We start from the raw sequence: 19,996 nt of genomic DNA on the forward strand, positions 1-19,996 counted from the left end.
TTCCCTATGGATTACCGCAAACCCTCCGACCGCAAAAGCATGCACTCGCGCATCGTCCAGGAACTGGGCATACAGATCGTCTCGGGACGCTTCCAGCCAGACGACAAACTGCCCGCCGAAGCCCTGTTGTGCGAAGAGTACGCCGTCAGCCGGCCGGTGCTGCGTGAAGCCACGCGTGTGCTGGTTGCCAAGGGCCTGGTGTATTCCCGGCCGCGGGTCGGCACGGTGGTCAAGCCGCGCAAGGAATGGCACATGCTCGACCCGGACGTGTTGCACTGGTTGATGCAAAGCAGTCCGCAAAATCAATTCTTCGATCTGCTGACCAGTGTGCGCAGCATCATCGAACCGGCCGCCGCCGCCCTCGCTGCGCAGCACGCCACGGACGAAGACATCGCCGCCATCGGCGAAGCCTACCAACGCATGGAAACCGCACCGACTCCCGAAGCCTTGTTGCAACCGGACCTGGACTTCCACAGCCGAATCGCCGACGCAACGCACAACGATTTACTGGCGAACCTGTGCAACATGCTATCGGTAGCCATTGCCGAAGCGTTGAAGCACTCCAACCAACGCCCCAATCTGCATGAGTTGGCGCTGCCGCGACACAAAGCGATCCTTACCGCGATCGAGAATCGCGATGCGCTGGGCGCGCGGCATGCGACGCTGGTGCAGCTGGATGATGCGCGCAGTGCGTTGAATGTGGTGTTGGGCAGCGATCCCGCATAATCCCCTCTAGGAGCGGGCTTGACGGATCGCCGCACCGCAGCGAAAGCGGCCGGCCAGTCGCCACATTTATCGCCTGAGCGGACGTCTTCGCCGGCAAACCAACGCCTACAGGGGTGGTGTGAATCTTCAGATATGAAAAAGCCGCAACCTGGGTTGCGGCTTTTTCTGTTGCTGCCAGGAATCAGTGAGCAAACAACGAATTGCCCTTCTGCCCTGCCAGCTTTTCCGGCTTGATCAGGAACCGCGCCAGCGCCGGCAGCAGCCACAACGCGCCGAACATGTTCCACAGCAGCATGAAGGTCAGCATCAGCCCCATATCGGCCTGGAACTTGATGGCCGAGAAGATCCAGGTGCACACGCCGATGGCCAGGCACAGGCCGGTGAACAGTACCGCTTTACCGGTGGACTTCAGCGTCTGGTAGTACGCCTCCTGCAACGGCAAACCGGCACGCAGGAAGCTTTCCAGGCGGCTGTAGATATAGATGCCGTAGTCCACGCCAATCCCCACGCCCAAAGCCACCACCGGCAAGGTCGCGACCTTCACGCCGATGCCCATGAACGCCATCAGCGCGTTACCGAGTACCGAGGTCAGCACCAGCGGCAGCACGATGCACAAGGTCGCCGCCCAGGAACGGAAGGTGATCATGCACATGGTCGCGACGCAGATGTAGACGAGGATCAGGATGGTCAGCTCGGACTCCTTGATCACCTCGTTGGTGGCGGCCTCGATCCCGGCATTACCGGCAGCGAGGATGAACTCCAGCCCGTCCCTGTTGTTCTCCTTGGCGAACTCCTGCACCGCATGTACTGCGCGATCCAGGGTTTCGGCCTTGTGATCATTGAGGAATACGAGCACCGGCGCCAGGGAGCAACTGTTGTTGTACAGGCCGTCAGCCCGGGCGATGGAGTTGTTCAGCACGTCCGGGTTGCGCGACAGGGTTTCCCATTTCAGGTTGCCCTCGTTCATGCCCTTGATCATCTGCTTGGACACGGTGACCAGCGAGATCGCCGACTGCACGCCCTCGGTGTTCTGCATCTTCCACATCAACTCGTCGATCGGTGCCATGGCTTCGTAGCGCGAACAGCCTTCGGACTTGGTCTTGACCATCACCACCAACACGTCGGAACTGGTGGAGTAGTTGCTGATGATGAAGTTGTTGTCCTGGTTATAGCGCGAGTCCGGACGCAGTTCCGGTGCACCCTGGTCGAGGTCGCCGATTTTCAGGTTCTGGCTGTACCAGAGGCCGCCACCGAAGGCGATCAATGCCAGGACAATCGACACTGGGGCGACTTTCGGGCTGGCGAAGTTCGACAGCAGGCGCCAGAACGGGTGTTCGCGATGCGCGTCTTTCTTGCTGCGTTCGACCGCGCGTTTGCTGATCCCGACGTAGGAAATTGCCACCGGCAGCAGGATCAGGTTGGTGAACACGATCACCGCGACGCCGATGGACGCGCCGATCGCCAGTTCACGGATCACGCCGATATCGATGATCAGCAGCGTGATGAAACCCACCGCATCCGCGAGGATCGCAATCATCCCCGGCAAGAACAGCTGGCGGAAGGTGCGGCGCGCGGCCGTCAGGGCGTTGTCCGCTTCGCTGGACTGCAAGGCGATACCGTTGATTTTCTGTACGCCGTGGGAAATACCGATGGCGAAGATCAGGAACGGCACCAGCATCGAATACGGGTCCAGCCCGAAGCCGAAGAAGTGCATCAGGCCAAGCTGCCAGACCACGGCCACCAGCGTCGTACTCAACACCGCCACGGTGCTGCGCATGCAGTTGGTGAACCAGTAGAGCAGGATCAGGGTGATGACGAAGGCCACGCCGAAGAACATCACCACCATGACCAGGCCATCGATCAGGTCGCCGACTTTCTTGGCAAAACCGACGATGTGGATCTGCACGTTGGGGTTCTGGGCTTCGAACTTGTCGCGGATCTTTTCTTCCAGCTCGTGGGAGAACTTGCGGTAGTCCAGGGCCAGCAGCGTGCCCTGATCCTGCGGGTCCGGGTAGGACTCCAGCAGCGGGATGTCGACAATGCTCGACTTGAAGTCGTTGGCCACCAGGCGCCCGACCTGCCCGGACTTGAGCACGTTGTTGCGCAGCAGGTCGAGGCTTTGCTGGGAACCGTTGTAGCTCTGGGGAATCACTTCACCCCCGGCGAACCCCTCCTCCGTCACTTCGGTCCAGCGCACGCTCGGACTCCACAGCGACTTGAGGCCGGACCGGTCGACGCCGGAAATGTAGAACACTTCGTCGTTGATCTGACGCAGGGTCTCCATGTACTCCTTGGAGAAGATGTCGCCATCGGTGGCTTCCACCGAGATCCGCACGGTGTTGCCCAGGTTCGCCAGGTCGTTGCGGTGCTCCATCATCTTTTGAATGAACGGATGATCGAGCGGGATCATTTTTTCAAAACTGGTGGACGGCCGGATCAGCGTCGCCTGCCAGAACAGGAACACACTGACCAGCAGGCAGATGAAGATCACTGCCGGGCGGTTGTTGAAAATCAGGCGCTCGAGAAACGTCGCCTTGTCCTGATGATGACTGCTCAAGGATGTCATAGACCCGCCTTCTTATTATGTGCCCGGCTCATTTGGACGACCCGTTTTTGCCATTCTCTGCGCCGGCGCCGGTTGGCGAGGTGATACGAACGCCGCCCTGTCCTGCCAGAATCAGATTGCCGTTGCCCGCCGCGGTGACGGCCGAAACGGAAATGCGATCCGGGCGATTGAACACGCTGAAGGTTTCGCCGTTGTCGTTGCTGCGGATCACCGAACCGCCATTGCCGACGATCACGATGGAGCCGTCGTCGAGCAATGTGGCGCCGGACAGGCCGAACTCGAGCGCGCCACGCGCAGCCTGCAACTCGACCTGTTCCCAGGTGCTGCCGAAATCCGTGGAACGATACAGATTGCCCCGCAACCCATAGGCCAGCAGGGTATTGGCCTGAGCGGTGCCGATCACCCCGAACAACGAGCCTTCATAGGGGCCTTCCAGCTTCTCCCAGGTCTGGCCACCATCGGCAGAGCGGAACATGCTGCCCTGCTCGCCGACGATGAACAGCCCGGCATCCTTGACCGCTGCGATGGCGTTGAGGTGGAACTGGTCTTCATTGTCCAGGCGGTCGCTGACGTCTTCCCAGTGCTGGCCGCCGTCGGTGGTTGCCATCAAGGCACCGTAGGCTCCCACGGCAAAGCCGCTGTCGACGTCCTGGAACCAGACATCGAGCAGCGGCGATTCGCGTTTGAGGTCTTCGAACTGTTTGGTCCAGGTGACGCCGCCATCTTCGCTGGCGAGGATCTGCGCGTCATGGCCAACGGCCCAGCCGTGTTTGTCGTCGACGAAAAATACCGAGGTCAACAGTTGCCGGGTGGGCACCTTGGCCTGGGTCCAGGTCGTGCCCTGGTCATCGGAATACAAAATATGCCCGCGATCCCCGACGGCCACCAGGCGATTGCCGGCGTGCACGACGTCGAGCATCAGGCTTTTGCTGGCCTTGGCGGATTCAACGGAATAAACCACATCGGACGCTGGCGTCGCAGCGGCCAGCACTGGTGCCGACAGCACGGCACAGCCCAACAGCGAGAGCGCTGTAGCCAGCAACGCAAATTTGCGCAGTGCCGGCGGGCGGCAGATACCCACACCCATGACAGGCTCACTCATAGACCTTCCCCCATTATTATTGTTAGGTCGTTCAACCTTTCTGGGCGCCGTAAGGGGTGCATCGCGATTGCATGTTCTGGAGCATAGTCCTGAAACCCGCAATCCAGAGCCCCTTCGGAAGCTGGCTTATCCTATCGGGGTTTGGAAAGGTCTGACAATCGACGCCACGTTATGTTTTGTTAACCAAGGGCGGTATGGGGAGAGGATGAATGATGGGGTATCAGGAGGGGTGATTGGGGTTGGCTCGGAACTGAGGACTTGCGCAATACCTGTAGGAGCTGGCTTGCCAGCGAAGGCGGTGGGTCAGTCGACATAAGTATTGGCTGATATGACGCCTTCGCTGGCAAGCCAGCTCCTACAGGGGTCCGGGGTGAACGCCCTGCAGGAGATGAGCCGGACTCAGGCCAGGCTCTTGCTGACCACTTCAAACACATCGCTGGACAACTGACCCGAAGCACGAATCCGCTCCAGCTCACCTTTCATCAACGCCTGGCGCGCAGCGTCGTATTTGCGCCAGCGCGTCAGCGGCGCCAATTGCCGGGAAGCGATCTGCGGGTTGAACCCGTCCAGCTCGATCACCAGATCCGTCAGGAACCGGTACCCGGAACCGTCCGCCGCATGGAAGTTGATCAGGTTCTGCCCGGCAAACGCGCCGATCAGTGCCCGGACCTTGTTCGGGTTCTTGATGTTGAACGCAGGATGCTGCATCAACTGCCGAACCCGCTCCAGACCACCCGGCAAGGTACTGCCGGCCTGAACGCTGAACCACTGATCCATGACCAGCGGGTTGTCCTTGAAGTGCTCGGCGAAACTCGCCAGGGCCGTGGCCTTCTGCTCCTCGAATGGCGAATTCACCAGCACCGCCAACGCCGTCAGGCGCTCGGTCATGTTGTCGCTGGTCTCGAACTGCTCGAGCGTCGCCGCCAACACTTCCGGCTTGCCGCTGAGCATCAGGTACGACAACGCAATGTTCTGCAGCGCGCGACGGGCGAAGTGCTCGGCTTCGGCGACATAGGGGGTCTGCTTCGAGAGGTCGCGATTAGCCTGATAACGCAGCCACAGCGCCTCGAACAAACCTTCCGCCAATTGTTTGCGGGCAAACTCGCGGGCGATGTGGATGGCATCGACGTCGGCCACTTCGCTGATCTCGGTCAGATAGGCTTCGCCCGGCAGCGAGAGCATTTCCGCGACCATGGCCTGGTCCAGCGTCTCGTCCGACAGCACCGTGCGCAAGGCCGTAATCAGACGCGGGTCGAGGACCAGCGTCTCGCCCTTCTGGTGATCGGCGATCAGCTCCTGCAAGACCTGAACCGACAATTGCTGACCGGCATCCCAGCGATTGAAGCCGTCGCTGTCATGCTGCATCAAAAACATCAGCTGGTCGCGGTCGTACGGGAAGCTCAGCTTCACCGGGGCCGAGAAGCCGCGCAGCAACGAAGGCAGTGGTTTTTCAGCGATGTCGACAAAGGTGAAGGTCTGCTCGGCTTCGGTCACGGAAATAACCCGCGATGTACCTTGAGCCGTTGCTTCACCAGAAAGACGCAGGGCAATCTCACCGCCCTTGCTGTCCAGCAGGCCCAGTTCGACCGGAATCACGAACGGCAGTTTTTCGACTTTGTCCGGGGTTTGCGGGCAGCTCTGGCGGAAGGTCAGGCTGTAGGTTTTCGCTGCGGCGTCGTAGGACTCGCTCACCGCCAACCGCGGTGTGCCGGCCTGGCTGTACCAGCGCTTGAACTGGGTCAGGTCGACCCCGTTGGCGTCTTCCATGGCCTTGATGAAGTCATCACAGGTCACGGCCTGGCCGTCATGGCGTTCGAAGTACAGGTCGCTGCCTTTGCGAAAGCCGTCAGCGCCGAGCAAGGTGTGGATCATGCCGACCACTTCCGAGCCCTTTTCGTACACGGTCAGGGTGTAGAAGTTGGAAATCTCGATGAAACTGTCCGGGCGCACGGCGTGGGCCATGGGACCGGCGTCTTCGGCGAACTGGTGGGTGCGCAGGTAGGCCACGTCCTGGATGCGCTTGACCGTCGCCGAGTTCATGTCGGCGGAGAAGCCGGAATCGCGGAACACGGTGAAGCCTTCCTTGAGCGACAGCTGGAACCAGTCGCGGCACGTCACGCGGTTGCCCGACCAGTTGTGGAAGTATTCGTGGGCGACAATGGCCTCGACCCGCTGGTGCGCGGCGTCGGTCGCGGTTTCGGCCTTCGCCAGCACGGCGCTGGAGTTGAAGATGTTGAGGCCCTTGTTCTCCATGGCGCCCATGTTGAAATCATTGACCGCGACGATCATGAAGATGTCCAGGTCGTACTCGCGACCGTAGACCTCTTCGTCCCAGCGCATGGACTTCTTCAGGCTGTTCATGGCGTGCTGGCACTTGTCGATGTTTTCCGGCTCGACATAGATACGCAGCGCCACGGGGCGCTCGGTCATGGTGGTGAAGGTGTCTTCGACGCACCACAGATCACCGGCCACCAGTGCGAACAGGTAGGCCGGTTTCTTGAACGGGTCTTCCCAGGTCGCCCAGTGCCGGCCGTCTTCGCCAGGCCCCGAGGCAATCGGGTTGCCGTTGGACAGCAGCACCGGGTAGCTGTGCTGTTCGGCAACGACCGTGGTGGTGAACGTGCTCATCACGTCCGGACGGTCGAGGTAATAGGTGATCTTGCGGAAACCTTCGGCCTCGCACTGGGTGCAGAACATCGTGCCGGACTTGTAAAGGCCTTCCAGCGCGGTGTTGGTTTCCGGGTGGATCCGGACGCTGGTGTCGACCGTGAAGGTGGTGCTGGTCGGCTGCAGGGTCAGGTGCTGCTCTGTTAACTGATAGTCGGTCAACTGATAGTCCGCAATGCCCAGTTCACGATCGGCCAGGGTCACCGACAGCAGTTCGAGTTGCTGGCCGTCGAGCACCAGCGGCGGCAGGCCCGGGCCGCGCTCGGGATTGCGGCGCATCACCAGTTGCGCATGGACCAGGCTGTGGTCCTCGAACAACTCGAAGGTCAGGTGCGTCTCGTCGATCAGGTACTCGGGGGCCTGATAGTCCTTCAGGTAAATCATCTTCGGTTGTTCGGTGCGCATGCTGGAGTCCTTACTGATGCACGGCGAGCTGATAGGCCGTGTACTTGCGAATATTGATCACGCCGGTGTCGAAAATCAGGTATTGACCCTTGATCCCCAACAGCGTGCCTTCGGCAATCGGGTTCTTGTCCAGGTTGAAGCTGACAATCTTCGCCGGGTATTGCTCGATGGGATAGCGGATTTCGAGCGGTTCGACATCGGCAATGGTCTGGATCGCCTGCAGGCCGAATCGTTCCCGCAAACCTTGCAAACCGTCGGCACAGCTTTCAAACAGCTGATCGCGAACCTGGGCCAGGTCGACCGACATCGCGTCGCCCTTGAGTAAAGCACGCCAGTTGGTCTTGTCCGCCACCTGGCTGCGGAACAGGTCCTCGACGAAGCCCGATTGCTGGCGGGTCGAGACGCGCATGATCGGCAAGGCCTGGCTGGCACCCTGATCGATCCAGCGAGTCGGCAACTGGGTCGCGCGGGTAATGCCGACCTTCACCCCCGAGGAGTTGGACAGGTAGACGATGTGATCGGTCATGCAGAACTGCTCGCCCCACGCCGGCTCCCGGCACGTGCCCGCGTCGTAGTGGCAGCGCTCCGGGCTCATGATGCACAGGTCGCACTGTGCCAGTTTGGTCATGCACGGGTAGCAGTAACCCTGGCTGAAACTGGTTTTGGTCTTGCGTCCGCAATGGGAGCAGAAGATCGCCCCCAGGTATTCCAGGCGCACCGTGGTGCCGATCAAGGGATTGACCGGTACCTCGAGGTCGTCCAGACGAAACGCGTATTGCACGTTCGGCCCGTCCAGGCGCGCCGACATTTTGCTGATTGCACCGCGGCCGATCTCGATCAATGGACAGCATCCGACTTGAACAGGATATTGGGTACGGTGATCGACTTGGAGCTGCATTCCTGCGGGCCCATGTAACCGGTGCGCTGTTCTTCCGGCAGGTTCTGGACTTCCCAGGCGATCATCGCCTGCAGCGACAGTTCCCGTTGTTCGGCGGTGAGTTTGCCACCGTCGGACCATTTGCCGATTTCCACCGCCAGTTTCAGGCTCTGGTAGATGTCGGGGGTGATGTTGTTGATCATTTCGTTAAAAGAGGACATCAAGGTCTCCGTCCTGATTGATACACAGCTTGTTTAGAGGGCCAGTTTACGGCGGTTGTACAAACCACCCAACAGACCGGTGAAGCATCCGATGAGTAACCCGCTGACGTGGGCCGCGTTGGCGATGTCACCGAAGCCGATCATCGAGACCAGCCCGGACAGGCAGAGCACCAGCCACACCAGCATCATCACCAGCACGCCACGCGGCAGGCGATAGGCCGGGTTCGGCGACAGAATCTGGAAAATCCAGCAGTGCCCCAGCAGGCCGTACAGCACCCCGGACAACCCGCCAAACAAGCTCGGGCCGCTGAAAATGAACTGGGTATAGTTGGACACCAGGCTGAACAGCAAGGTCAGGCCGAGCAGGTTGATACTGCCCTGGCGCGACTCGATGCGCCGCCCCAGCTCCCAGTACCACATGCCGTTCATGGCCAGGTGCAGGATGCCGAAATGGATCAGCATCGGCGTCACCAGGCGCCACCACTGCCCCGCCGCCAGGCTGTCGGCCAACGGCACGAAATGGAGGTAGTCGCCGACGATGCGGAAATCGAGAAAGGTCAGCCAGCGCATCGTCGCGAAGTTTTCGCCCAGCAGCGTCACCGCGCCGACCAGCAGGCTCAACGCCAGTACCAGTGCCGTCGCCTTGGCATGGCGCAGTTGCTCGACAAAACCGGGGCGGCGGGTGGTCGACGCCACGGGGATGTCCAGTTGCTGCCCGGGATCGCCCGCGGGAAAACGTTCGTATAACGAACGCACGTCTTCACTGATGTTCTCCGGCACCCACAGCACTTGTTCGCCCGCCTCTTCACTGACCCGATGCGGCACTTGCATGCGCTGCAGCAACTTGACGAAGCCACTCAGGTCCACCGCCAGGGGCAGGCGCAATACCGCAACGGTACTCATTGCAGCACCTCCGGCCGCTCGACATCGACCCAGACGAATTTATGCGGGTCGAGACGGGTTTCCTGATCCAGGCGATAGGCCACCAGTTTGCCGTAGAGCACTGCGCTGTAGTCCAGGCAGGCCAGGTTCGGCCGGATCGGTGCCGGTTTGCCGTTGCGCCAGTAATGACCGACGAACAGCAGAGGCTCATCGCCGCCATAACGCAGCAAGGTGTCTTTCTCGGTGGACGACAAGGGCGTTTGGGCCACGGGCTCTGGCAATGCATCAGGCTGGAACACAATGTCTCCGTAGGTTTGCGGATCGTCTTCCCAGAACTTGGTGCGGAAGAACGAACGCGTCAGGCCATCACCGCTGGTCATTGTCAGCCCGTGGGGCAAACGCATGTCGGTGCCGCGCAGCAAGCGATCGAACACGGTGCAGGCAAAGCTGCCGGGCACCGCCGAGGCCTGGAGGAAATGCTCATCGACGCAACCGTTGGGGAACAGCGCCTGCAGCGGTTCGATCAGGCCGGCATCCCAGCAGGCATGCACGACCCGGAAGCGCCCGGCATCGATGAACAGGGGCAGCTCATAGAACCATTGCAGAAAGTCGTGCCAGTCAGCCGGATGGTGCTCGAACTGGGTCAGGGTTTCGTTGAGCAGACGGGCATGGCGCGGCGTGTGTTCACGGACGAATTGCTGGCCGCTGCCAGGCAGCGCCGGGGTGCTCCAGCCCAGGGCGTTGAATTCATGGTTGCCCATGATGCACAGCGCCTGGCCGGCCTCGACCATGTCGTGAACGATGTGCAGCGCCTCGCGAATCCGCGGGCCGCGGTCGATGATGTCGCCGACGAACACCGCCATGCGCGACGGATGCCGCCAGACGCCGCCTTGTCTTTTATAACCGAGCCGGTCGAGCAAGTGCTCCAGGGTCAGAGCGCAACCGTGCACGTCACCGATCAGGTCGTAACTTCGCGCGGGATCGAACATCAGTCGCCTCCACCCCCCAATCGGCTGCCCCAGCCAAGTTTGGTCCGGCACACCTCATAGTAGTTGTGGTCGAGCGGATGAATCAGCCGCAACTTCTGCGCCTTCTTGCTGATGGTAATGGTGTCGCCGGGCGCGCAGGTGAAATGGTTCTGCCCGTCACAGGAGACTTGCGGGTAGATCTGCATATCCTTGGACACGACGATTTTCAGCTCACTGTTGCCATCGACCACAATGGGCCGGCCCGACAAGGTATGGGGGTACATCGGCACAATCACAATAGCGTCAAGCTTGGGGTGCATGATCGGTCCGCCCGCCGACAGCGCATAGGCGGTCGAGCCGGTGGGCGTGGCGACGATCAGGCCGTCGGCCTTCTGGCTGCAGACGAACTGGCCGTCGATGTACAGCTCGAATTCGATCATCCGCGTCGATTTGCCCGGGTGCAGCACCACGTCGTTCAACGCATCGCCCTGGCCAATGGCCTCGGCGTGACGCCGGACTTCGGCCTGTAGCAGGAAGCGGTTTTCCACCAGGTAGTGGCCGTCGAGCACTTCGGCGACTTTCACTTCCAGTTCGTCGGGGCGAATATCGGTGAGGAAACCCAGGCTGCCGCGGTTGATGCCCAGCACCGGAATATTGTGCCGGGCCAACGCCCGGGCAGCCCCCAACAGGCTGCCGTCGCCGCCGACCACAATCACCATGTCACAGACTTCGCCGAGCATCTTGCGTGACGAGGTTTGCAGGCCATGACCGGGCAAGACTTCGGCAATGGTGTCTTCGAGGATCACGTGCAGGTGACGATCGAGCAGAAACCGTTTCAGTCGGCGGACGGTATCCAGCACCTGGGAACTGCCCAGGCGACCGATGATGCCGATATTGCGAAATTGCTCCATGGGGTTCCTGCGAGGACGGCGAAAAACACGATTATGGGCGAAAGCGCGGGATAGACAAAATCCTTTCAGCCACAACGGTGTACTCGCGATTGAGGCTATGCTCGCAAGATGATCCTATTTCCCGATTTGCTGCAGTTACCCCATCAGTTGCGCCACCCCGAAGTGCGCGACCTGGCCTGGGTCATTCTCGCGCCGCCGATGCTCGACGTCACCCCGTGGCCGCAGCGCCATCCGCTGGCCGGCAGTGACTGGGTGCAGGCGCCGCAACAACTGGAACTGTGGCTGCGGCAGCTCGATCGCGACAGTTATGACTTGCTGCACTGGCTGGCCCAGGCCAGGACCCGGCGCCTGGGTTTGTATTACGAACGTCTGTGGCAGTACGCAGTGCGCCACGCACCGGGCATCGAACTGATTGCCGCGAACATGCCGATCCGCCGCGAGGGTCACACCCTGGGCGAGCTGGACATGTTGCTGCGCGATCGCGATGGCGTGCACCACCTGGAACTGGCGATCAAACTCTACCTCGGCCCGCAGAACGGCGACGGACACGACACGGCGCAGTGGCTCGGCCCGGGCTGCCACGATCGGCTGGACCGCAAACTCGCCCACCTCAGCCAGCACCAATTGCCGATTTCCGCCCGCCCGGAGAGCCGTGAGGTGCTGGCGGCGCTGGATATCCAGCAGTTCAGTGCGCATCTGTGGCTGGGCGGTTATCTGCTGTATCCGTGGCCGGGGCAGTCCACACCACCGGGCGGCGCACATCCGCAGCATTTGCGTGGCAGCTGGTTGCATCAAAAGGACTGGGCGGACTTTGTCGTGCAGCGCCCGTCCGGTCGCTGGCAACCCCTGCCCCGCCACGCCTGGCTGGCGCCGGCGCATTACCCGGTGGAACAGACCTGGAGCGCTGAACAGCTGGAAATGTGGTTGAGCGACCTGGAACCACTGGCCCCGGCGCAGTTGCTGGTACGACTGGTCGAGAATGGCGATGGGGACTGGGAGGAAGCGGAGCGGTTGTTCCTGGTGGCGGATCTTTGGCCGAATGTGCCGGGCAATGGCTGAGTTTTGTAGCGCCTGGGCTGGCCTCTTCGCGGGCAAGCCCGCTCCCACAGGGTTTTGTACCGTTCGCTAAATCTGCATTCGACATAAATCCTGTGGGAGCGGGCTTGCTCGCGATGGGGCCGACGCGGTCTAGATGGACAGCCGCAACGCCAACGCAGCCAACGTCGCCAACAACACCGGCACCGTCAACACAATCCCGACCTTGAAGTAATACCCCCAGCCAATCCGGATGTTCTTGCGCTGCAGCACATGCAGCCACAACAACGTCGCCAGACTGCCGATCGGCGTGATCTTCGGCCCCAGATCACTGCCGATGACGTTGGCGTAGATCATCGCCTCCTTCACCACCCCCGTAGCCTGGCTGGCATCGATCGACAGCAACCCGATCAGCACCGTCGGCAAATTATTCATCATCGACGACAGCAGTGCCGTCAAGACACCGGTGCCCAGGGCCGCGCCCCAAATGCCGTAACCGGCAAAGCCGTCGAGCCAGCCGGCCAGATACCCGGTGAGCCCGGCATTGCGCAGGCCGTAGACCACCAGGTACATGCCCAACGAGAAAATCACGATCTGCCACGGTGCTTCTTTCATCACCTTGCGCGTGGAAATTTTGTGGCCACGGGCAGCAATGGCCAACAGCAGCGCCGCACACACCGCCGAGATGGCACTGATCGGAATGCCCAGCGGTTCCAGGGCGAAGCAGCCGAGCAACAGAATCACCAACACCACCCAGCCGGCAACAAACGTCGCCTTGTCATGAATCGCGGACTCGGGAGACTCGAGCTGCCCGGGGTCGTAAGCCTTGGGAATGTCGCGCCGGAAGAACCACATCAGCATGGCCAGGGTCGCCGCGACACTCACCAGGTTGACCGGGATCATCACGGCCGCATAACGATTGAACGTGATGTTGAAGAAGTCTGCGGAAACGATGTTCACCAGGTTCGACACCACCAACGGCAGGCTCGCGGTGTCGGCAATGAAACCGGCGCCCATGACGAATGCCAGGGTTGCCGCCGGAGAAAACCGCAGGGCCAGCAGCATGGAAATCACGATCGGGGTCAAAATCAACGCCGCGCCGTCATTGGCGAACAACGCCGAGACCAGCGCGCCGAGCAGCACCATGTAAGCGAACAACTTGCGCCCACTGCCGCGCCCCCAGCGCGCCACATGCAGCGCCGCCCAGGCAAAGAACCCCGCCTCGTCCAGCAGCAGGCTGATAATGATCAGCGCGACAAAGGTACCGGTGGCATTCCAGATGATCTGCCACACAATCGGGATATCGCCCAGGTGCACCACGCCGAAGATCAACGCCAGCACGGCGCCGAATACCGCGCTCCAGCCGACGCCGAGGCCTTTGGGTTGCCAGATCACCAGGGTGATGGTCAGCAGGAAAATCAACGACGCAATGAGCATGCACAGCAGCCTTCAAAAAAGGGGCGCAACGAAAACCGGGGTTCAACAGCAGCGTGCAGGTCGGTCGCTCAAGGCTTGCAGTCGCGCGACATCCGCCGCCAGCCAGCCTTGATGATCGGCCATGGCGCCCTAGAGTCGGACATGGGGAGCACGCTTCTGGACAAACCAAGCGTGAATATATGGAATATCGAATATACAGTAAAGCACTGATTCCCGGAGCAACCCATTGCTGCTGTAGGAGCAAGCTTGCTCGCGATGGTGTGTCAGCAAACATGGGTGTCAACTGACACCCATGCTGTAGGAGCAAGCTTGCTCACGATGGTGTGTCAGCCACATAGGTGTCGACTGACACACCATCGCGAGCAAGCTCGCTCCTACAGGGTTCTTCACTCTTTCTTATGCTGTTCTACCCATTTTCCATAGGCATTGATGAATTTCTGCAGGAACGGCTTGACCGTCTCGGACAATTTGCCCGCCTCGTCGAACGCCGCACCAGCCCCGCTCAGGTAGGCTTCCGGCTGCTGCATGCAGGGTACATCGAGGAACACCATGGATTGGCGCAGGTGATGGTTGGCACCAAATCCGCCCACCGCGCCCGGTGAAACGCTGATCACCGCCCCCGGTTTGCCGCCCCAGGCGCTCTGGCCATAGGGACGCGAACCGACGTCGATCGCATTCTTCAATGGCGCCGGCACCGAACGGTTATATTCGGGGGTCACGAACAGCACTGCGTCGGATGAGCTCACTTGTTGTCGGAAAGTGCTGTAGGCTGCCGGCGGTGAAGCGCCATCGATGTCTTCGTTGTACAGTGGCAGGTCGCCGATTTCGATGATGTTCAGCTTGAGATTCGCCGGCGCCAGATCGGCCAGGGCCAGAGCGACCTTGCGATTGATCGATTCCTTTCTCAAGCTGCCGACCAGTACCGCGATCGTGTAGACGTTGCTCATGGAAGATTCTCGACTATCCGATAGAAAGAGCTAGTAGTTATAGATGACGATTCAAGCAGTGGGCGACTAAAACACCGCCCCTGACTATTTTTTTCCAGCAGGAAAACTTACTTCGCCCAACCAAGGTCTACAGACCCGCAAATTGCGTGATTTATCTCCAGAGGTTCTAAGCAGATGGCAGCAGTACTCGTCGGTCAGTTCCATGCAAGAGACGCGGAAGGCCGCGTTTACCTAGTGCATGAGTTCCAGGACTCCACCCCGCCGGCAGACGGTCTTGCCGGCTCGGCGCCTGTCACCACCTATAAACTGGCTATCGGCGATCGAATGAAAAAACTCGATGACAACCGGTTTCAGCTGATTCAATCGGACGTCACTATCACGCGTGAACCCGACACCTACGTCGGCGAGCTGCCGGAAACCACCGTTGCCTCATAACCTGCCGTTATGAGCAGAAGTCATATGCGCGCACTTGGGTTAGGATTCAGTCACTGACTCCCTCACCTGCCGAACATGGACTTCACGCATGCGTTTACGTCATATCGAAGTGATCCAGGCGCTCTTGCAGACCGGTCACCTGGGCACTGCCGCCGAATGGCTGCAGTTGCCGGTGGCCGAGGTTGAACGCATTCTGCGCGAGGCCGAGGATCAGTTGGGTTTCATGCTGTTTTCCAGCGTGCGTGGACGCCTGCAGGCCACGCGCGAGGCGCGTGCGTTGCAAGTTGAAATAGCCCACGTCTATGATGCGCTCGAGCCGGTCCAGCGCCTGGCGAGCAGCCTCAAGCACTATCAAGCCCCGCCCCTGCGTATAATCTGCACCCCGCCCCTGGCGCAACAGCTGCTGCCGCAGAGCATCGCGACCTTGCGCAAGCGCCTGCCCGATGCGCCTTGCAGCCTGCTGAGCCAACCCACCCGCGAGATCGTCAGAAGCCTGCTGCTGCGCGAAAGCGATCTGGGCCTGAGCCTGCACGACCCCGACCACGCCGACATCCATTGCCAGGTGATTGGCCAGGGCAAACTTCAGCTGCTCGCCCCCCATGGCTGGCTGCAACCGAAACAGAAGTACGTGTCGCTGCAAGACCTGGCGGGACAATCGATGGTGGGTCTGGAAGGTCATGATCCGTTGAGCCCGGCGTTCGACCACAAACTGCACGGGTTACGCCCGGCCCCGGTGGTCCATACCCGGGTGCAGACTCATCAGATGATGCGCAGCATGGTCGAGGCCGGCGAAGGCCTGGCGATCGTCGACCCGTTTACCGCGCTCGGGGCCAGATCGACCGGGCTCGACGCTTGCCCGCTGGCGCCCGCGGTGCCGATCAGCCTGTATGCCCTGACCTTGAAAAATGGCGAACTTTCGCCGGCCATTCAGGCACTGCTGGACATCGTCACGGAACAAGCCGCGGCGATGCTGGCGAGCTGAACGGGTTTTCCAGCGGGTTATCGAACAATCGGTACCAAAACAGCGCCACTTCCGCGGTGTTCGGATCAATGCCGCGATAACGCAGATGATCGATCCCGCCCACCACGAAGCCGCAACGCTCATAGAGCCGACAGGCACCCAGGTTATTGTTCTGGGTTTCGAGCATGATGCCCGGCAGTTTTTTCTTGCGACTCCAGAACTGCGCCACATCCAGCAGCGCCTTGGCCACGCCATGTCGGCGAGCCGGCGCGTGCACCGCCAACTCATCGATATGGGCAAAGCCGTTCCAATTGGTGCTCACCACCAGGTGACCCACCGGTTCGTCATCGAGATACGCCATGAAAATCTCGCTGTCGGTCGCCTCGCGGAAACTGCTGAACTCCTCGGGATCGATGCCGTAGCACTTGCGGTAAGGCGTGATGGGCGTCACCGGCCAGCGCTCCACCGGTTCGCCGAGGTGTGCGGCGCCATAGGCCGCGACTTCAAAACTGAAGTCACTGCCCCAGATATAAGCGGCGAAACCATCGTCGGCAACGCGCACCGACAGCCCTGGGTATTGCGGATTCATGACCGGTTGCATACTGGGAAAGGTCCTCATTCCTTGATGCAATCGACGGTGTAATGCCGTCCATTGCCCTCGTCTTCGTGTTGCAAGCCGTGCACATCAACGACAAATCCCGGGAAGCTGCTGTCGAATGTACGGGCAAACGCCAGGTAATCGATGATCGAGCGCGTCGACTGGGTAAAACGTTCGCCGGGCATGATCAACGGAATCCCCGGTGGGTACGGCACCAGCATCACTGCGGCGATCCGACCCTCCAGGTCGTCGATCGACACCGCTTCAACGTCGCCACGCACCAACTGATCATAGGCGTCGGATGGCTTCATGGCGATTTCCGGCAGCACGGTGTACATGCGCTTGAGGTGTTTGGCCGTGGCGTTGCTGCGGTAGCAGGCGTGCAATTGATCACACAGGTCGCGCAGCCCCATGCCCTGATAACGCGTGACATGCGCTTGCGCCACGCAGGGCAGGCAGCTGGCGAGGCTGACGTTGGCATCGTAGCTGCGCTTGAATTCCAGCAGCTCGGTCAGCAGCGTGCTCCATTTGCCTTTGGTGATGCCCATGGAAAACAGCACCAGGAATGAATACAGCCCGGTCTTCTCGACGACCAAGCCACGCTCCCAGAGGAATTTGCTGACCACCGCCGCCGGAATCCCGCGCTCGCTAAGCGCTCCACCGGCGGTCAGGCCTGGCATCACCAGGGTGACCTTGATCGGATCGAGCAACACGTAGTCGTCGGTGACGCCGCCAAAACCGTGCCATTCGGCCTCGGGTTGCAGCAACCAGTCTTCGGTGACGACACGGTCGATGCCTTGCACCGACGGTGGCTGCCAGATGGAGAACCACCAGTCATCCGCGGCAATGTGTTGCCGCAGATTGGCCAGGGCCCGACGAAAACTCAGGGCCTCGTCGAACATTTCCTGCAACAGCGAACGTCCCGCCGGGCCCTCCATCATGGCCGATGCCACGTCCAGGGACGCAATGATGCTGTACTGCGGCGAGGTGGAAATATGCATCATGAACGCTTCATTGAAGCGATCCCGGTCCAGTTGCCGCGCGCCGCCGTCCTGGACGTGAATCATCGAGGCCTGGCTGAACGCTGCCAACAGCTTGTGGGTGGAATGGGTGGTGAACACCAGCGGGCTGTCTTCACTGCGGGAAGTGCCCATGCCGTAACGTCCGGCGAAAAACTCATGGAATGCCGCATATGCGTACCAGGCCTCGTCGAAGTGCAAGACCTCGACGCTGTTGCCCAGGTTCTGCTTGATCAGCTCGGCGTTGTAACAGAGGCCGTCATAGGTGGAGTTGGTGATCACCGCGAGTTTGACCCTGGGGGCCCGGCCCTTGGTCAGCGGGCTGGCGTCGATCTTGGCCTGGATCGATTCGCGGCTGAATTCGCTCAAGGGAATCGGGCCGATGATCCCCAGTTCGTTACGCTCCGGGCACAGGTAGAGCGGGATGGCGCCGGTCATGATGATCGAATGCAGCACCGATTTGTGACAGTTGCGATCCACCAGCACCAGGTCATCCCGGGCGACCATCGAATGCCAGACGATCTTGTTGGCGGTCGAGGTGCCGTTGATGACGAAGAAGGTGTGATCGGCGCCGAAATTGCGGGCGGCACGGGCCTCCGCTTCTGCCAGGGGACCGGTGTGATCGAGCAGCGAACCCAGCTCCGGCACCGACACCGACAAATCCGAACGCAGGGTGTTTTCCCCGAAAAACTGGTGGAACGCCTGCCCGACCGGACTCTTGTGATACGCCACGCCACCGCCATGACCGGGCGTGTGCCAGGAATAGTTGGAGTCGGCGGTGTGCTGCACCAGGGCTTTGAAAAACGGTGGCAGCAGGCCATCAAGGTATTTGCGCGACGCGCGGGCCACCTGTCGGGCGAGGAACGGCACGGTGTCTTCGAACAGGTACAGAATGCCGCGCAATTGATTGAGTTCAGCCATGGCGTCGGCCGGGGCGTTTTCCAGTGTCACCTGTTCGCCGAGGGCGAAGATCGGCAGATCCGGCGCACGCACCCGCGCCAGGCCGATCAGCTCGGCCATGTTGTGCAGCAGGTGCGAGTTTGTGCTGGCGTCTTCGGCGGCAATCAACATGCAGGAGAGGCCGTGGTGGGTCGAGGCGACCAGACGCCCCTCGGTGTAATTGACCGCCGAAACAATGCTGAAGCCTTCCTGCTCCAGCTCCCGGGCGATGCCACGCACACGGTCACCGGCGACGGTGTCGGCCTTGATGTCGCGGTGGACGATCAGGACCGGGAATTTCAAATCTTTATACATGAGGCTCAGTGTCCTGAGGCGGCGGACCGTGGTCCGCCAATCACCTCAGGGTAGAGGGTTGATGCGGTTGTGGCGAGCGCGGATGCACTGAAATGGGTCATTGGCTCCGTGGGCGTTATCAAGATCAAGAGATCTTTTCGGGCCTACGCCTATCCCTAAGCCTGAGCCTTGGCCTCCGCCAGTTGCTGCCACAGCGACGGCGCACCGGCGGACTTGGCGATGGCTTCCAGGCGGGCGATGTGCTGCGCCAGGTCATCTTCGCTGGCGCGAATGACGCGCGTCGGTTGACGGTCGACTGGCAAGCGGCGGATTTCAGTGGCCGAGTTGTCCGCGCCTTCACCGGAACCGTTGCCATCGGAAGCATTACCGGCCAGGGACAGGCTGGTCTGGCCGCCGGTCATGGTCAGGTAGACGTCGGCAAGGATCTCGGAGTCGAGCAAGGCGCCGTGGAGTTCACGGCCGGAGTTATCGACGCCGTAGCGTTTGCACAAGGCATCGAGACTGTTGCGCTGCCCGGGGTGACGCTCCCGGGCCATCATCAGGGTGTCGAGGATCGAGCAGTGTCGGGTGATGTCCGCGCGATCGTGCTGGCCCATCAGGGCGAATTCGTTGTTGATGAAGCCAACGTCGAACGCCGCGTTATGGATGATCAGCTGCGCGCCCTTGATGAACTCGAAGAACTCCTCGGCGACTTCGGTGAAACGCGGCTTGCCCACCAGGAATTCGTTGGTGATGCCGTGGACGCCGATGGCGCCTTCATCACTCTCGCGATCCGGTTGCAGGTAAACGTGGAAATGCCGGCCCGTCAGGCGCCGACCGATCAACTCGACACAACCGATTTCAATAATCCGGTGGCCATCGGTCACCGGCATGCCGGTGGTTTCGGTATCGAGTACAACGGATCTGGTGGCCATCAGTGCTCAGCTCTCAACGGGTCGTTCTTACAAAGGCGGCGATGTTAACACGCTCGCCGGGGTGTTTCAGG

At 60.8% G+C, this 19,996-nt stretch carries 17 protein-coding genes; 4 read left to right on the forward strand and 13 right to left on the reverse strand.

Annotated features, from left to right (window positions below; genetic code table 11):
• The first annotated feature begins 6 nt into the window (after positions 1-6).
• Entirely contained in the window at positions 7-726 is a 720-nt protein-coding gene (locus tag ELQ88_RS18465; RefSeq protein WP_128869455.1) for a FadR/GntR family transcriptional regulator, read from the forward strand.
• Positions 727-907: 181 nt separating this feature from the next.
• Here ELQ88_RS18465 and ELQ88_RS18470 read toward each other — a convergent pair whose 3' ends face one another.
• The 8 genes from ELQ88_RS18470 to ELQ88_RS18505 form a co-directional block, all read right to left on the reverse strand.
• Positions 908-3,292 (reverse strand): RND family transporter, encoded by a 2,385-nt coding sequence (locus ELQ88_RS18470; RefSeq protein WP_138966855.1) that lies wholly within the window; start codon positions 3,290-3,292, stop codon positions 908-910.
• A gap of 28 nt (positions 3,293-3,320) precedes the next feature.
• Positions 3,321-4,394: a YCF48-related protein gene (locus ELQ88_RS18475; protein WP_138966857.1), complete on the reverse strand. Its 1,074-nt coding sequence runs from the start codon at positions 4,392-4,394 to the stop codon at positions 3,321-3,323.
• A gap of 399 nt (positions 4,395-4,793) precedes the next feature.
• The gene (pepN, locus tag ELQ88_RS18480) at positions 4,794-7,466 is read right to left on the reverse strand and encodes an aminopeptidase N (protein WP_138966859.1); all 2,673 of its coding nucleotides are present in this window, start codon (positions 7,464-7,466) and stop codon (positions 4,794-4,796) included.
• Between the two features lie 10 nt (positions 7,467-7,476).
• Positions 7,477-8,307: a DUF2797 domain-containing protein gene (locus tag ELQ88_RS18485; protein WP_138966861.1), complete on the reverse strand. Its 831-nt coding sequence runs from the start codon at positions 8,305-8,307 to the stop codon at positions 7,477-7,479.
• Positions 8,304-8,564 carry a DUF1315 family protein gene (locus tag ELQ88_RS18490; RefSeq protein ID WP_128871096.1) on the reverse strand — a complete coding sequence of 87 codons (261 nt, stop codon included), beginning with the start codon at positions 8,562-8,564 and terminating at the stop codon, positions 8,304-8,306. Before ELQ88_RS18490 ends, ELQ88_RS18485 begins: the two co-directional genes overlap by 4 nt.
• A gap of 33 nt (positions 8,565-8,597) precedes the next feature.
• The gene (locus tag ELQ88_RS18495) at positions 8,598-9,467 is read right to left on the reverse strand and encodes a rhomboid family intramembrane serine protease (RefSeq protein WP_138966863.1); all 870 of its coding nucleotides are present in this window, start codon (positions 9,465-9,467) and stop codon (positions 8,598-8,600) included.
• Positions 9,464-10,435 (reverse strand): metallophosphoesterase, encoded by a 972-nt coding sequence (locus ELQ88_RS18500; protein ID WP_138966864.1) that lies wholly within the window; start codon positions 10,433-10,435, stop codon positions 9,464-9,466. The genes ELQ88_RS18495 and ELQ88_RS18500 overlap by 4 nt, the downstream gene beginning before the upstream one ends.
• Positions 10,435-11,325, reverse strand: a complete 891-nt coding sequence (locus ELQ88_RS18505) for an NAD(+) kinase (protein WP_010459816.1) — start codon at positions 11,323-11,325, stop codon at positions 10,435-10,437. Before ELQ88_RS18505 ends, ELQ88_RS18500 begins: the two co-directional genes overlap by 1 nt.
• A 108-nt stretch (positions 11,326-11,433) precedes the next feature.
• On the opposite strand from ELQ88_RS18505, the gene ELQ88_RS18510 reads away from it, so the two are divergent.
• Positions 11,434-12,384 carry a DUF1853 family protein gene (locus tag ELQ88_RS18510; RefSeq protein ID WP_138966866.1) on the forward strand — a complete coding sequence of 317 codons (951 nt, stop codon included), beginning with the start codon at positions 11,434-11,436 and terminating at the stop codon, positions 12,382-12,384.
• A 129-nt stretch (positions 12,385-12,513) separates the two neighbouring features.
• Here the strand turns inward: ELQ88_RS18510 and ELQ88_RS18515 are convergent, their stop codons facing one another.
• Positions 12,514-13,797, reverse strand: a complete 1,284-nt coding sequence (locus ELQ88_RS18515; RefSeq protein WP_138966868.1) for an arsenic transporter — start codon at positions 13,795-13,797, stop codon at positions 12,514-12,516.
• A gap of 386 nt (positions 13,798-14,183) precedes the next feature.
• Positions 14,184-14,744, reverse strand: a complete 561-nt coding sequence (locus ELQ88_RS18520) for an NADPH-dependent FMN reductase (RefSeq protein ID WP_138966870.1) — start codon at positions 14,742-14,744, stop codon at positions 14,184-14,186.
• A 174-nt stretch (positions 14,745-14,918) separates the two neighbouring features.
• Between ELQ88_RS18520 and ELQ88_RS18525 the strand changes: the two genes are divergently transcribed.
• Both ELQ88_RS18525 and ELQ88_RS18530 read left to right on the forward strand, forming a co-directional pair.
• Positions 14,919-15,179: a hypothetical protein gene (locus tag ELQ88_RS18525; RefSeq protein WP_128871091.1), complete on the forward strand. Its 261-nt coding sequence runs from the start codon at positions 14,919-14,921 to the stop codon at positions 15,177-15,179.
• An 88-nt stretch (positions 15,180-15,267) separates the two neighbouring features.
• Positions 15,268-16,161, forward strand: coding sequence for a LysR family transcriptional regulator (locus ELQ88_RS18530; RefSeq protein ID WP_128871090.1), 894 nt, complete (start codon positions 15,268-15,270; stop codon positions 16,159-16,161).
• Here the strand turns inward: ELQ88_RS18530 and ELQ88_RS18535 are convergent.
• The 3 genes from ELQ88_RS18535 to dnaQ all read right to left on the reverse strand — a co-directional run bounded on the left by ELQ88_RS18535 (position 16,127) and on the right by dnaQ (position 19,925).
• Positions 16,127-16,741, reverse strand: a complete 615-nt coding sequence (locus tag ELQ88_RS18535) for a GNAT family N-acetyltransferase (RefSeq protein ID WP_128871089.1) — start codon at positions 16,739-16,741, stop codon at positions 16,127-16,129. The two genes, ELQ88_RS18530 and ELQ88_RS18535, sit on opposite strands and share 35 nt — an antisense overlap.
• Positions 16,742-16,755: 14 nt before the next feature.
• The gene (locus ELQ88_RS18540; protein ID WP_128871088.1) at positions 16,756-19,011 is read right to left on the reverse strand and encodes an Orn/Lys/Arg decarboxylase N-terminal domain-containing protein; all 2,256 of its coding nucleotides are present in this window, start codon (positions 19,009-19,011) and stop codon (positions 16,756-16,758) included.
• Between the two features lie 155 nt (positions 19,012-19,166).
• Positions 19,167-19,925, reverse strand: coding sequence for a DNA polymerase III subunit epsilon (dnaQ, locus tag ELQ88_RS18545; protein ID WP_128871087.1), 759 nt, complete (start codon positions 19,923-19,925; stop codon positions 19,167-19,169).
• Positions 19,926-19,996 lie beyond the last annotated feature (71 nt).

Source organism: Pseudomonas sp. MPC6 (assembly GCF_006094435.1).
In the GTDB taxonomy this organism is placed as follows: domain Bacteria; phylum Pseudomonadota; class Gammaproteobacteria; order Pseudomonadales; family Pseudomonadaceae; genus Aquipseudomonas.

Bases quoted from the DNA above. Each gene is read 5' to 3' on its own strand.
- ELQ88_RS18520 (WP_138966870.1), bottom strand. From the start codon at position 14,744: ATGAGCAACGTCTACACGATCGCGGTACTGGTCGGCAGCTTGAGAAAG.
- ELQ88_RS18470 (WP_138966855.1), bottom strand. From the start codon at position 3,292: ATGACATCCTTGAGCAGTCATCATCAGGACAAGGCGACGTTTCTCGAG.
- ELQ88_RS18495 (WP_138966863.1), bottom strand. From the start codon at position 9,467: ATGAGTACCGTTGCGGTATTGCGCCTGCCCCTGGCGGTGGACCTGAGT.
- ELQ88_RS18535 (WP_128871089.1), bottom strand. From the start codon at position 16,741: ATGCAACCGGTCATGAATCCGCAATACCCAGGGCTGTCGGTGCGCGTT.
- ELQ88_RS18530 (WP_128871090.1), top strand. From the start codon at position 15,268: ATGCGTTTACGTCATATCGAAGTGATCCAGGCGCTCTTGCAGACCGGT.
- ELQ88_RS18505 (WP_010459816.1), bottom strand. From the start codon at position 11,325: ATGGAGCAATTTCGCAATATCGGCATCATCGGTCGCCTGGGCAGTTCC.
- ELQ88_RS18525 (WP_128871091.1), top strand. From the start codon at position 14,919: ATGGCAGCAGTACTCGTCGGTCAGTTCCATGCAAGAGACGCGGAAGGC.
- ELQ88_RS18500 (WP_138966864.1), bottom strand. From the start codon at position 10,435: ATGTTCGATCCCGCGCGAAGTTACGACCTGATCGGTGACGTGCACGGT.
- pepN (WP_138966859.1), bottom strand. From the start codon at position 7,466: ATGCGCACCGAACAACCGAAGATGATTTACCTGAAGGACTATCAGGCC.
- ELQ88_RS18510 (WP_138966866.1), top strand. From the start codon at position 11,434: ATGATCCTATTTCCCGATTTGCTGCAGTTACCCCATCAGTTGCGCCAC.
- ELQ88_RS18465 (WP_128869455.1), top strand. From the start codon at position 7: ATGGATTACCGCAAACCCTCCGACCGCAAAAGCATGCACTCGCGCATC.
- ELQ88_RS18515 (WP_138966868.1), bottom strand. From the start codon at position 13,797: ATGCTCATTGCGTCGTTGATTTTCCTGCTGACCATCACCCTGGTGATC.
- ELQ88_RS18540 (WP_128871088.1), bottom strand. From the start codon at position 19,011: ATGTATAAAGATTTGAAATTCCCGGTCCTGATCGTCCACCGCGACATC.
- dnaQ (WP_128871087.1), bottom strand. From the start codon at position 19,925: ATGGCCACCAGATCCGTTGTACTCGATACCGAAACCACCGGCATGCCG.
- ELQ88_RS18475 (WP_138966857.1), bottom strand. From the start codon at position 4,394: ATGAGTGAGCCTGTCATGGGTGTGGGTATCTGCCGCCCGCCGGCACTG.
- ELQ88_RS18490 (WP_128871096.1), bottom strand. From the start codon at position 8,564: ATGTCCTCTTTTAACGAAATGATCAACAACATCACCCCCGACATCTAC.